Annotated in this window: 10 protein-coding genes; 7 read left to right on the top strand and 3 right to left on the bottom strand. The window is 49.2% G+C overall.

What is annotated here, in order from left to right; all coding sequences use genetic code 11:
• The 4 genes from JX312_RS03135 to JX312_RS03120 all read left to right on the top strand — a co-directional run.
• Positions 1–871: aminotransferase class I/II-fold pyridoxal phosphate-dependent enzyme (locus JX312_RS03135; protein WP_204457046.1), on the top strand; the 871-nt coding region annotated here is incomplete at its 5' end.
• A gap of 4 nt (positions 872–875) precedes the next feature.
• On the top strand, positions 876–2,225 hold the full coding sequence (locus tag JX312_RS03130) for a pimeloyl-ACP methyl esterase BioG family protein (protein ID WP_204457045.1): 1,350 nt from the start codon (positions 876–878) through the stop codon (positions 2,223–2,225).
• A gap of 161 nt (positions 2,226–2,386) precedes the next feature.
• On the top strand, positions 2,387–3,292 hold the full coding sequence (rfbA, locus tag JX312_RS03125) for a glucose-1-phosphate thymidylyltransferase RfbA (protein ID WP_123407506.1): 906 nt from the start codon (positions 2,387–2,389) through the stop codon (positions 3,290–3,292).
• 41 nt (positions 3,293–3,333) lie between these two features.
• Positions 3,334–4,827, top strand: a complete 1,494-nt coding sequence (locus JX312_RS03120) for a xylulokinase (RefSeq protein ID WP_204457044.1) — start codon at positions 3,334–3,336, stop codon at positions 4,825–4,827.
• 83 nt (positions 4,828–4,910) lie between these two features.
• Here JX312_RS03120 and JX312_RS03115 read toward each other — a convergent pair whose 3' ends face one another.
• From JX312_RS03115 to JX312_RS03105, 3 genes are all read right to left on the bottom strand, one after another.
• Entirely contained in the window at positions 4,911–5,321 is a 411-nt protein-coding gene (locus JX312_RS03115) for a DUF3127 domain-containing protein (protein WP_204457043.1), read from the bottom strand.
• A gap of 109 nt (positions 5,322–5,430) precedes the next feature.
• On the bottom strand, positions 5,431–6,825 hold the full coding sequence (gene guaD, locus JX312_RS03110) for a guanine deaminase (RefSeq protein WP_204457042.1): 1,395 nt from the start codon (positions 6,823–6,825) through the stop codon (positions 5,431–5,433).
• A gap of 140 nt (positions 6,826–6,965) precedes the next feature.
• Complete coding sequence (locus JX312_RS03105; protein ID WP_123404042.1) at positions 6,966–8,174, bottom strand: MFS transporter; 1,209 nt, start codon at positions 8,172–8,174, stop codon at positions 6,966–6,968.
• A 153-nt stretch (positions 8,175–8,327) separates the two neighbouring features.
• Here JX312_RS03105 and dapF point away from each other — a divergent pair, with 153 nt between their 5' ends.
• The 3 genes from dapF to JX312_RS03090 are packed head-to-tail and all read left to right on the top strand — an operon-like array spanning position 8,328 to position 12,711.
• The gene (dapF, locus tag JX312_RS03100; RefSeq protein ID WP_204457040.1) at positions 8,328–9,227 is read left to right on the top strand and encodes a diaminopimelate epimerase; all 900 of its coding nucleotides are present in this window, start codon (positions 8,328–8,330) and stop codon (positions 9,225–9,227) included.
• Positions 9,228–9,233: 6 nt separating this feature from the next.
• Complete coding sequence (locus JX312_RS03095) at positions 9,234–10,466, top strand: LL-diaminopimelate aminotransferase (RefSeq protein ID WP_123404047.1); 1,233 nt, start codon at positions 9,234–9,236, stop codon at positions 10,464–10,466.
• A gap of 55 nt (positions 10,467–10,521) precedes the next feature.
• Positions 10,522–12,711 carry a glutamine synthetase III gene (locus tag JX312_RS03090; RefSeq protein ID WP_204457038.1) on the top strand — a complete coding sequence of 730 codons (2,190 nt, stop codon included), beginning with the start codon at positions 10,522–10,524 and terminating at the stop codon, positions 12,709–12,711.
• Positions 12,712–13,128 lie beyond the last annotated feature (417 nt).

The following is a 13,128-nucleotide window of genomic DNA, read 5'->3' as shown; positions in this document are numbered from 1 at the left end:
GTACCGCAAAGAGTCGTTGCTTTGCAATTCAGGCTATCATGCGAATGTCGGAATCATTCAGGCTCTTGCAATACCTGGCACCATATTCTTGTGCGACAAGCTGATACACGCATCAATGATTGACGGGTTAATGCTTGCAAAATCCAACTATCAGAGATGGCGTCACAATGATCTGTCTTCTCTGAGAAAACTCCTTGATAAATACAAATCAATGGAGCGGTGTGTCGTTATGCTGGAGTCTGTCTACAGCATGGATGGTGACACGGCACCGTTGCGTGAACTGGCAGACCTTAAAAAGGAATATCACAACGTCATACTTTATGTAGATGAGGCACACGCGTTCGGAACGCGCGGAAGATTCGGGTTGGGACTTGGCGAGGAAACAGGAGTTATCGATGAGATTGACATTATTGTCGGCACTCTCGGCAAAGCGGCGGCATCCGCCGGTGCTTTTGTCTCCACTCACGAATTGTTGAAAAGCTATTTTCTAAATTCTTCCAGAAGCTTCATTTTTTCCACAGCATTGCCTCCGGTCAACGCGGCTTGGTCCGAACACATGATCCTCAAGTTGCTCACAATGGATAAGGAACGTGAGCATCTCATCGAGATTTCCGACAAGTTTCGTTCCGGCATCGAAGAGATAACCGGTCAACCGAATAATTCACGCTCTCATATCGTGCCTTTGATTGTAGGAGACGCACACAAGGCTATGCTGACAGCTTCCAAGCTCTCTCTCAAAGGAATAGACGCTTTGCCCATCAGGCGTCCCACTGTGCCGCAAGGGGGAGAACGCATTAGGTTCTCTCTGTCTGCCGAAATGACCGAAGATACTATAGAATATATTTTGAAAACACTCAAAGAAGTCATCTGACACCATGAAAATAGAATATATCAGCCACAACCCCGGATGCCGTTCTCTTATTCTTGTCTATGCAGGATGGAGCACATCACCGTCTCTTTATCAGGATATAGAAATAACCGGATGGGATGTCGCCGTTGTGTATGATTATTCCGATTTGTCGGTTGACCTGTCATTCCTTGAAGGCTACAATACCGTGTGGCTCTTCGCCTGGTCTCTGGGTGTAAGGATGGCGGCGGCATCTCTGCCTCCCGAAAAGATAACCGCTGCATTTGCCATAAACGGCACACTCTCCCCAGTCAGCGACACGGAGGGAATACCTCCGAAAATATACAACGCCACTGCCGACAACCTTGATGAAAGGAATCTTAAGAAATTTCAGCGTAGAATGACTCCTGATTCGGATGTATACCACAGACTGTTTGAAAGAGATTTCACAGACGGGGAGGTTTTGTCGCTTAAAAAGCAGCTATACGGTATTCGTGATCTTGCAGCCCCGAATGCCGAAATACCATGGAGACGCGCATATCTGGGGTGTGACGACAGGATATTTCCGTTCCAGAACATGGAGAGACACTGGAAACACGCGGGCATACAGATTGTAAAGACAGACGGTGCCCACTATCTGCCGCTGGCAGAAATCGTAAGGTCGGTGATTCCCGATTGCGGACTGATTGCAAAAAAATTCAGCAAGGCTTCAGACACATACGACAGCAATGCGACAGCACAGCGTGAGATAGCCGGACGACTTGCAGCCATGCTTGACTCGCTGCCAATCCCACCCCGCCCGAAGATACTTGAAATAGGACCGGGAACGGGACTCTTCACCCGTGCATATGCAGGCAGACTAAAACCGGGAACGATAGATTTTGTAGATATCGCACCTGTTCAGCCAATGCATCTGGCCGAAACCGAAAGATATTTCTGCGAAGATGCTGAAAAATGGGTTCGCCTTGCCGAAGAAAAATATGACTGCATTCTCTCCTCCTCCACAATCCAGTGGTTTGCCAACATCCCGGAGTTTATAAACAATTGCAGCCGGTTACTGCGTTCCGGGGGTGTGATTCTAATGTCAGGTTTCGCTAAAGGCAACCTCGGAGAACTTGACTCTTTGCGTCCCTCTCCCATCCATTATCATTCTCCTGAAGAATATCAGAAATGGTTTGAAAGGAATTTCTATGACACATCTGTGTTGACTGAAGAAATTACCCTCTGCTTCTCTTCGCCTCGGGAACTGATGATGCATCTTAAACACACTGGTGTTGGTGGCTCCGCGCCATCGCCCGGAATATCACCGTCGGCGCTTCGCGTCATAGACAAGATAACATACCGCCCTATCTATATCTCCGCGACAAAAAGGAAATAGACCTTCCGGAAAAATCCCTTTATCCGGGCTTTCATGAAGCACTTCCTAAAAATTTGAATACTTGCTTAATATTTTATATATTTGCATAATCAACACATACTGGTCTCAGAAACTGTTTAATTTTAACTGTTTCCAAGACTTATCAAAATTTACAGTTGCTTATGAAAGGAATAGTTCTTGCCGGAGGGTCCGGCACTCGTTTATACCCGATTACAAAGGGGGTAAGCAAGCAATTGCTGCCCATCTACGACAAGCCTATGGTCTACTACCCCATTTCCACCCTCATGTTGGCGGGAATAAGGGATATCCTCATCATATCCACACCTCAGGATCTTCCGGGATTCAAGCGTCTGCTCGGTGACGGCTCCGATTTCGGAGTGCGTCTCGAATATGCGGAGCAACCGTCTCCAGACGGTCTCGCACAGGCTTTCATCATCGGCAAGGACTTCATCGGAGACGACAGTGCATGTCTCGTTTTGGGTGACAATATATTCCATGGTGCAGGATTCTCCTCCATTCTAAAAGAGGCAGTTGCCACAGCCGACAAGAACGGCGAGGCTACAGTGTTCGGATATTGGGTGGATGACCCTGAGCGATATGGTGTGGCGGAATTCGACAAAGAAGGCAATTGTCTCTCAATCGAAGAAAAACCGGCAAGTCCCAAAAGCAACTATGCCGTTGTTGGTCTCTACTTCTACCCTAACCAGGTTGTCGACATAGCCGCCAACATCAAACCGTCGGCGCGCGGTGAGCTTGAGATAACCACAGTAAACCAAGAGTTTCTCAACGCTGGAAAGCTTAAGGTTAAAACTCTTCCAAGAGGCTTCGCCTGGCTTGACACAGGCACTCATGACTCGCTTGCAGAGGCTTCCATCTACGTCGAGGTTCTTGAAAAAAGACAAGGATTGAAAATAGGATGTCTCGAAGGAATTGCCTATCGCCAGGGGTGGATTTCGGCTGAAAGGCTGAGGGAAGTTGCGGCTCCGATGGCAAAAAACGAATACGGACGCTATCTGTTGAAAGTGGTCGAGGAGATTGACAGAACAGGTTATTCAAATCTTGACTGACAAGTATAATCAAACAGCCTCTGACAACAAAACCTATTACCATGTACTTACTCGGATACGACATAGGCACATCATCTGTAAAGGTGTCTCTGATTGATTCTGAAACAGGAATTTGCGTGGCTTCGGCATCCGCTCCGGATTCCGAAGCACCGGTTAAATCACTTCGCCCCGGCTGGGCTGAACAGGAACCCGGCAGCTGGTGGCGATATATAAAAGAAGCTACGGGGCGCATTATTTCCAAAGCCGGCATATCTCCCGCCGACATAAAGGCGATTGGATTATCATATCAGATGCACGGACTTGTATGCATCGACAAAGAGAGAAACGTGCTCCGCGATGCCATAATCTGGTGCGATTCGCGAGGTGTGGGATATGGTGAGAAAGCTGCAATAGATCTCGGTGAGAAAACTTGCCTGTCCCGCCTCCTTAATCTTCCCGGCAATTTTACAGCAACCAAACTCGCGTGGGTAAAAGAAAATGAACCCGAAATATTCGGCAGGATATATAAAGTCATGCTTCCAGCCGACTACATTGCGATGCTCATGACAGGCGAGATATGCACCACTCCCTCCGGACTTTCGGAGTATATGCTTTGGGATTTCGAGGAAAACACAACAGCTGGCTTCCTGATGAATTATTTCGGCTACAACCCGGACATCCTGCCGGAAGTGCGCCCTTGTTTCTCCGAACAAGGCAGACTCTTGGCAGATGCTGCCGCAGAACTGGGTCTCGCTCAGGGCACTCCTGTCACATACCGTGCGGGAGACCAGCCTAACAATGCCGTATCTCTGAACGTCTTTGACCCAGGACAAATAGCGTCTACCGCAGGCACGTCAGGCGTTGTGNACGGAATCAACGGCAACATCGCGTATGATCCGCAGTCGCGGGTCAACAATTTCGCCCATGTTAACCATTCTGCCGATGCTCCGCGTATCGGTGTGATGACATGTATCAACGGCACCGGAATCCTGAACGCTTGGCTCCGAAGAAACATAATGCCCGAAGGCACCGGATACGCTTCGATGAACGAGCTCGCCGCCACAATACCTATTGGCTCTGAAGGAGTCTCGATATTGCCCTTCGGCAATGGTGCCGAAAGAGTGTTGCGCAACAGACAGATAGGTTGCTCCACAATGGGAGTCGACTTTAACCGCCACGACAGCAGACACCTTGTTCGCGCTGCTCAGGAAGGGATAGTCTTCTCTTTCATGTATGGGATCGAGATTATGAAAGAGATGGGGCTGAACGTCGAGACTATACATGCAGGCAATGCCAACATGTTTCTCAGCAGTGTATTTCGCGACACTCTGGCTAATATTACGAGTGCCTCTATAAAACTTTTCGACACCGATGGCGCCGCCGGCGCCGCACGTGCCGCCGGAATCGGAGCGGGAATATATGCTGACAACCGCGAAGCATTCGCGGCATTGAAACTTATAAGCGAGATACAGCCGGATCCCAAAGACTTCAGCGCGACTCTCGATGCATACTTGCTTTGGAAAAACCGTCTTGACTCGCAGCTGATAAACTGCTGACTACAGACAGACCTAAGGCGGTGTGTCAAAATTGATAAAATTTGACACACCGCCTTTATTTTAGCCGGATGGCGAGGATGCTGTCAGAATGGGAGGTCGTCGGTGTCGCCTGATGCGAAAGGATCGGCGGCGGGAGCAGCTGCAGCAGCAAACGGGTCTGCGGGAGCGGCGGGAGCAGCAGTGGCAGAGCCGAATTGCTGCGCGGGAGCCTGCTGCATCTGGGGGGCACCCATTTCCTGAGCCGCATATGCGCGGAGGTCTGTATACCAGCGGCCGTTGAATTCATGGCTTTCTGCGTCAACGGAAACTTTATATGATTTTCCAGCCTCAAGTCTTACCTGATCGATTCTGTCGCCAAAGAGGTCGAATTTTACTTTACGCGGGTATTGGCCGAATGTCTCAAGCACCCAACTTTTCTTTCTCCAGAGATTGCCGGCCTTGGATGTTCCTCCCTCTTCAGGAAGGTCCAGTATGATTTTGCCTTCGATTTCCATTTGTATTATTAATTTAAATCACTTTGTTTGGTAATGCAAAGGTAATCATTTAAATTCTTACATGCAAATTGACTTTCCACGTCATCACAATCATATATAATATGCGTGGTTATAAATCTGCCGCATATAAGAGCTGCTGCTCGCGTTCTCTGTCGTAAACGCGTTTGCCGGCAACGTAAGTGGCTCTGACGAGGTTGTCGGGCGAAAGAGTCTGGAGTATGAACATCCTGTCAAGGATGAAGTCGTTGAACTGCATTCTCCATTTCAGAAACTCAGTGGGATGCATGTCAAGCACAGTTATGTCGGCGGTATATCCGGGGGCAAGCGACCCGATGCGATCTTCAAGATGCAATGTCTGTGCGCCTCCTTTCGTAGCCATGTAGAAACATTTCAATGCGCCCATGCTNTGTTTTTTCAGCATCGACACCTTGTACGCCTCGTTGAGCTGGCGTGGAAGCGAGAAATTGGTGCCGGCACCCACATCCGTGCCTACGCCTACGCGCAGAGGTCTCTTATGGTCTTTGGCTTCCCATATCTTGAACATTCCGTCGCCAAGAAAAAGATTTGATGACGGACAATGAGCCACGCTGCAGTCGTAATCATGAAGGGTCTGCCATTCCTCCTCTTTCACGAGGCAGCAGTGGGCGAAAACAGAGCGTGGTCCGAGCAATCCGTATCTGCGGTAGATGTCGGTATAGTTCGCCGCTTCGGGATATAGCGATAATGCCCATTCGATTTCATCGTCCGCTTCGTCGAGATGTGTATGCATATACACACCCCTGTCGATGTTTCTTTGATAAAGGTCTCCTGCGAGTTCCAGCTGACGCGGTGTGCTTGTAGGTGCGAAACGCGGAATCACGGCATACAGCTGGCGTCCGCGCCCGTGCCATTTCTCCAGCAGTTCCTCTGCCATCGCCACCGAGCCCTCGGCGGATATATCCCTTAAAGGTTCCGGCAGGTTGCGGTCCTGAAGCACCTTCCCGGTGATCATACAGGTGTTGTAGCGTTCCGATTCCTCGAAAAGCGCATCTACGGAAGTCGGGAACGTAGTGGAGAAAACGTTGGCGGTGGTGGTTCCCTGTTTCAGAATCTGACCCATGAAAAGGCGTGCCACAGAGCGAGAAAACTCCTCCGACCGGAATCTCGCCTCAGTAGGGAATGTATATTGGTTGAGCCACTGCAGAAGCGTATCGCCGAACGAACCGATCATCGGAGACTGCACGTAATGTACATGGGTGTCGACCATGCCCGGTATTATCACTGCGTTGTCATACCTGTCGATATCTTTCAGATCCGGATAGAAGGTGGCGACTTCCATGTAATCTCCGGCGGCGAGTATCTTGTCGCCCTGTATCACCACGAGTCCGTCGGAATAGTGGGAATAGCATTTTGATTCATCTTCCACAAGGAAAGGGTCCTCATGGAATGTGATCATCTCGCCTCTTATTCCTTTCAGAGGCGCGCCTTGGGTGTCGGCATCGATATGGGAAATATTTTTTTTCATCAGTAATTCTGTTATGTTGTTACGTAAGCGGAGCGTGATGCGTCCCCGCTCCCACCTATTATAACGGAAGATATATAGATATGTTTTGCACTCGGGAATCTTGCGCGTGCATAATAAACCATTCTATTTCATTCCAATTGTCATTCCGCGAGTCTGCGGCGGGTGAAGAATGTTTTTGTGAATATAAGGAAAAGGAGAGTTCCGGCTCCCTGCATGATGGCGGTTATCCAGAATGCCGCCGAAAAACTGACATATTCGGCAACAAATCCGCCTAAAAGAATACCCATTCCCATGCCGAGATCCCATGAAATCAGAATAGAGGAATTAGCCGTGCCCCGCTGGTCGTGGCGAGCCACTTTTATAAACATGTTCAGGAATGCGGGATACATTCTGCCGTTTCCAAGACCTATGAGCAGAGCCGATGCGTAATAAGTCCATTGGTTTATTGTAAGCGCAAAGAGTATATAGCCCGCGAGCGAGAGTATCACCCCCTGCGAGCAGTTTTGTGTCAGTTTTCCGTCGCGCAGCGCCTTGTGACCGGTGAGCCGCGAAAGCACGAGTCCGCAAGAGAGCACAGCAAAGAAAATGCCTGTGCCATCGGTTATTCCGAGTTCCAGCTTGCCGTAGAGAGCCACGTAATTGCTCATTACTCCCCAGCATAGGCCGAAAAGTGTGATGTTTATTGCCATCAGCCATGCCCGTGAAAGGAAGAAATGGTCGAGATCAAGTTTGGGACTGCGTGTTTTAAGCTCTCTTTCAGGTAGCTTCACCATTGTTGAGCATATGAATCCTGCCATTGCAAGAAGCAGAGATATCCAGAAGAGCAATTGGAAATTGTCGGTAAGATTGTAAATGTAGATTCCTGCCGACGGGGCAATCGCCATGGCAAGATTGTTGCTGAGTCCGTAATACCCGATTCCCTCGTTTCGTCGTGCAGAGGGCAAGACATCGATGGCGACAGTGGAGTTGGCTACGGTTGCCGCTCCGAACGGTATGCCGTGGAGAGTGCGGACAATGGCAAACATAAGCAGTGTTCCCGCACCGATGTATCCTGCAAAGCATATGAAAAATGCCATAAAGCAGATTACAAGCACGGTCTTTCGGTTGAAACTGTCCACAAAAAATCCGCTGAACGGTCTTATTAGGAAAGTTGCCACAACATATCCCGATAATACAATGCCTATCATATCCTTGTCGGCGGCAAACTGTCGGTCAAGATATATGGGGAGAAGGGGAGTGAGGAGGTAAAAGGCGAAAAAGAGGAGAAAATTCGTTGTCATCACTTTCCAGTACTCGCGGTTCCAGAGCCTGTCGGAGTGCGTTTTGTCTGATTTGGAATCCTGTCGCATGTCTGAAATACTAACTTTGCGGGTGCAAAATAAATAAATTATCCAATCTTCTCAAATGAAAACCGAATATAAATTTTTTGTTGTGTATTTGTTGCCGTTTGATAAAAAATACTTAATTTTGCGGTGGTAAAAGAAGATTCGCTTCAAAATCATATGGAAAGCAAGAAAAAGGTCAGCTTCACCAAAATGCACGGTGCTGGGAATGATTATGTGTATGTCAACGCAATGGAAGTCATTCCCGATAATCTTCCCCACCTTTCACGACAGATAAGTGACCGCCATTTCGGCATTGGCAGCGATGGACTCGTTGTTATAATGCGTTCTGAAACAGCAGATTTCAGGATGCGTATGTTCAACGCCGATGGTTCGGAGGCGGAGATGTGCGGCAATGCTTCAAGATGCATAGGGAAATATGTTTATGAAAAAGGATTGACTGCCAAGACCGTTGTCACACTGGAGACACTTGCCGGAATTAAGGTTCTCAGGCTTGAAGTGGTGGACGGAGAGGTCGTGACGGTGACAGTGGATATGGGAGAGCCGGAGCTCAGACCGGCAGCCATACCGGTAATCAGTTCTGATTCCAGTGCGAAAATATCTGAAGCCGAGACTGTCGGTGACAATACGTATCTTATAACAGCTGTCAGCATGGGAAATCCCCATGCTGTTGTTTTTACCGACACTCTTGACGACAGTCTGGTATGCGGCGATGGTCCGCGCCTCGAATGCGCTCCTATTTTTCCCGACAGAGCCAATATCGAATTTGCCCGTATCATAGATCGTAACACAATAGAGATGCGTGTGTGGGAGCGGGGTTCCGGCAAAACACTTGCATGTGGCACAGGCGCATGCGCCACAGTTGTGGCAGCTGTGCTCAACGGTCTCGCCGACAGGCATGCCACGGTCAGGCTTCTTGGCGGTGATCTTGAGATAACATGGGATGAGAAGAGCAATCACGTCTTCCTCAAGGGTGGTGCCGAGTTTATTGCCGACGGGGAGTTTATACTGCGTGGGGATGCCGGGGCACCGGAGAATCCTGCAAAATCTGTAAAGTAAAAAAAGATGAGAATCAACGATAATTTCGAGAAACTTCCGGAGAGTTACCTTTTTTCAGAGGTGGCACGCCGACTCAATGAATATAAAGCCGCGCATCCCGAAGCGGATGTAGTGAGAATGGATATAGGAGATGTGACGTTGCCGATTGCCGGATGCGTGGTCAGCGCCATGCATCGTGCGGTCGAAGACATGGCTGATGCCACGACATTTCATGGCTACGGACCAGAACAGGGTTACTCGTTTCTCCGTGATGCCATAGCCGCCGCAGACTATCAGAGTCGCGGAATCGGCATAGATGCTGACGAGATATTCATCAGTGACGGAGCTAAAAGCGATCTCGGCAATCTCGGTGACATATATTCTTCAGACAGCATAGTGGCGGTGGCGGATCCCGGTTATCCGGTTTATGTGGACTCAGCGGTGATGTCAGGACGGGGTGGAGACAGATTGCCCGATGGCAGATGGTCGCGTATAGTGTATCTTGAATGCAATGCGGAAAACGGATTCCGTCCGGCAGTGCCTGATGTGCATGCCGATATCGTGATTCTCTGTTCCCCCTCCAACCCCACGGGTGCCGTGATGACACGCGAAGATCTTCGCGAGTGGGTGGATTATGCTTTGCGGGAGAAATCACTCATAATATTCGATTCCGCCTATGAGGCATTTGTGAGGAATCCCTCACTTCCCAGATCCATCTATGAGATAGAGGGAGCTGAGAAAGTGGCGATAGAGATACGCAGTTTTTCGAAGACAGCCGGTTTTACAGGTCTGAGATGCGGCTACACAGTCGTGCCCAAAGCGTTGACCGGTACTGACGCTTCCGGCAGGGAGGTCAGTCTCGGAAAACTCTGGAACAGGCGGCAATGCACCAAATTCAACGGAGCCGGCTATGTGGTCCAGCGCGGCGCCGAGGCGCTTTATTCCTCTGAGGGACGGGAATCGGTAAGGAACAATATCGATTATTACCTCGAGAACGCCGGAATCATCCGCCGCTCCCTGTCGCAAGCCGGTTATGCCGTCTTCGGCGGAGAAGATTCCCCCTATGTTTGGATAAAAGGTAAAAACGGGGAGAGTTCATGGCAACTCTTCGGCGACATGCTTGAGAAATACAACATATCGTGCACGCCGGGTGTCGGTTTCGGTGTTTCGGGAGATGGATATATACGTCTCACAGGTTTCAATTCGCGAGAGAACACACTCAAGGCGATGAAAAGGATATGTGACGGCAGGGAGAAGTAATAAAACGTAGTATAATATAATGCCCGAAGCCGGGCTTAACCAAATAATTTATATTATGTCTAATTTAAGATTCAAAAGTGTGGAGGAGGCTTCCGGACGCAAAGCTGTGAAAGTGGAGCTCCCCAAAGAGAGAGTGGAAACCTATTATGGCAAACAGGTGTTCAACCGCCAGAAGATGTTCGAGTATCTTCCGAAAGAGACGTTTGATTCCCTTGTCAAGGCAATCGACAACCGCGAACCCCTTAGCAGGGAGATAGCTGACAGTGTTGCAGACGGAATGAAGCGTTGGGCGATCGACAATGGTGCGCGTCATTATACCCACTGGTTCCATCCTCTCACGGGCAGCACTGCCGAAAAGCACGACGCTTTCATAGAGCATGACGGCAAAGGGGGAGTAGTGGAGAAATTCAACGGCAAACTGCTTGTGCAGCAGGAGCCTGATGCCTCAAGTTTTCCTAATGGCGGAATCCGCAACACCTTCGAGGCGCGCGGTTATTCGGCGTGGGACATATCGTCTCCGGCGTTTATCATCGACAATACCCTCTGTATTCCCACTGTGTTTATCTCTTATACCGGAGAGAGCCTTGACTACAAGACACCGTTGCTTCGCGCGCTCAACAGCGTGGACAAAGCCGCCACGCGAGTGGCACGTTATTTCAATCCGGCGGTAAATCATGTGCAGACATATCTCGGCTGGGAGCAGGAATACTTCCTTGTAGACGAGGCATTGTTTGCCGCCCGTCCGGACCTTGTGATGACCGGAAGAACCCTCATGGGTCATGAGTCGGCAAAGAACCAGCAGCTCGAAGACCATTATTTCGGATCGATACCGAGTCGTGTGGAGGCATTTATGCTCGATCTTGAGACAGAGTGTCATAAACTCGGCATACCGGCGAAGACCCGTCATAACGAGGTGGCTCCCAATCAGTTTGAGCTTGCGCCGGTATTCGAGGAGTGCAATCTTGCCAACGACCATAACCTCTTGCTCATGTCGGTAATGGAAGAGGTGGCAAAGCGTCATAACTTCCGTGTTCTTCTTCATGAGAAACCCTTCGCCGGCATCAACGGCAGCGGCAAACACAACAACTGGAGTCTCGGCACAGACAAAGGGGAGATGCTTTTTGCACCGGGCAAAAATTCCAAAGACAATCTGCGGTTCATAGCTTTTGTCGCTAATGTCATGGCTGCCGTGCATCGCCATAACGCATTGCTCAAGGCTTCCATAATGAACGCCACCAATGCGCATCGTCTCGGTGCCAACGAAGCGCCTCCAGCCATTATCTCCATGTTCCTCGGATCGCAGCTTAGCGCGATACTCGAAGCCGTGGAGAATTCCGAGGGGAATGAGAAGATAATGGTGAAAGGCAAGGAAGAGATGCGGCTTGATGTGGCTCAGATTCCGGAGCTTATGATCGACAATACCGACCGAAACCGCACGAGTCCGTTTGCATTCACCGGCAACCGGTTTGAATATCGCGCCGTAGGTTCATCGGCAAACTGCGCTTCGGCACTTATCGCGCTGAATGCCGCTGTTGCCGCGCAGCTCAACGATTTCGCCGACAAAGTGGATGCGAGGATATCAAATGGAGAGGAACTTGACAAGGCTATCCTTGCGGAGGTAAGAGTGCTTGTGAAAGCGTCGAAGGCTATTCATTTCGACGGCAACGGATATAGCGAGGAGTGGAAAGAGGAGGCGGCGCGCCGCGGACTCGACACCGAGACTTCTGCACCGTTGATGTATGATGCCTATATGCTCCCTTCGAGCATAGAGATGTTCGACAAAGCCGGCGTGTTCTCCAAAAAGGAGATCGAGGCACGCAACGAGGTGAAGTGGGAGATGTATACGAAGAAAATCCAGATTGAAAGCCGTGTGCTCGGGGATCTTGCCATAAACCATATCATCCCGGCTGCGATACGTTATCAGTCGCTGCTGCTCGACAATGTGTATAAAATAAAGGAACTCTTCAAGGGTGACAAATCAGACCGCATTGCCGCGCAGGATCTCGCGTCGATAGAATCTATAAGCGAGCATATCTCGGAGATCAAGAGCGGAGTTGCCGCTATGGTTGATGCTCGTCGCAAGGCAAACAGAATCGAGAGCGAGCGAGAGAAATCCATCGCCTATCATGATGACGTGGCTCCCAAAATGGAGACAATACGCTATCATATCGACAAGCTTGAGCTGATGGTAGACAATGAGATCTGGCCGTTGCCCAAATATCGCGAACTTCTCTTCATCCGCTGATTTACCATCGTTACATCTCATACAAAAAAGATATGCGACAGATCCCTGTCGCATATCTTTTTTTTGTATGAGATGATTCCTTGGAAACCCAGTTACAAGGTTGTATTAATAGGTGGGAATATAGAGACATGAAGATGTCGAATATTGAGATACAGAAGTATATAGATACTGGGGAATATAACTGAACGACAAGTATCTCTTGGGAAGAGAGATGGATTTGTTTTGCAAAAGTAGACAAAATAATTCATATAAGCAAATTGCCTATTTCTTTTGACATTTTTTAGTGCGTCTAATTGGCTTATCTCTTCAATTTGTTTAGGAAACTACAATTTTTACACAGCTTAACGTATTTATAACAAGCCTTTTATAATTCATCCATCTCTCTTCCCAAGAGATATAGATTTTAAAGGCATGTGT

Origin of the sequence: Barnesiella sp. CU968, assembly GCF_905219685.1 — a bacterium.
Taxonomy (GTDB): domain Bacteria; phylum Bacteroidota; class Bacteroidia; order Bacteroidales; family Muribaculaceae; genus Lepagella; species Lepagella muris_A.
This window is presented reverse-complemented; position numbering and strand designations above follow the sequence as displayed.

Bases quoted from the DNA above. Each gene is read 5' to 3' on its own strand.
- rfbA (WP_123407506.1), top strand. From the start codon at position 2,387: ATGAAAGGAATAGTTCTTGCCGGAGGGTCCGGCACTCGTTTATACCCG.
- JX312_RS03090 (WP_204457038.1), top strand. From the start codon at position 10,522: ATGTCTAATTTAAGATTCAAAAGTGTGGAGGAGGCTTCCGGACGCAAA.
- JX312_RS03095 (WP_123404047.1), top strand. From the start codon at position 9,234: ATGAGAATCAACGATAATTTCGAGAAACTTCCGGAGAGTTACCTTTTT.
- JX312_RS03105 (WP_123404042.1), bottom strand. From the start codon at position 8,174: ATGCGACAGGATTCCAAATCAGACAAAACGCACTCCGACAGGCTCTGG.
- JX312_RS03115 (WP_204457043.1), bottom strand. From the start codon at position 5,321: ATGGAAATCGAAGGCAAAATCATACTGGACCTTCCTGAAGAGGGAGGA.
- dapF (WP_204457040.1), top strand. From the start codon at position 8,328: ATGGAAAGCAAGAAAAAGGTCAGCTTCACCAAAATGCACGGTGCTGGG.
- JX312_RS03130 (WP_204457045.1), top strand. From the start codon at position 876: ATGAAAATAGAATATATCAGCCACAACCCCGGATGCCGTTCTCTTATT.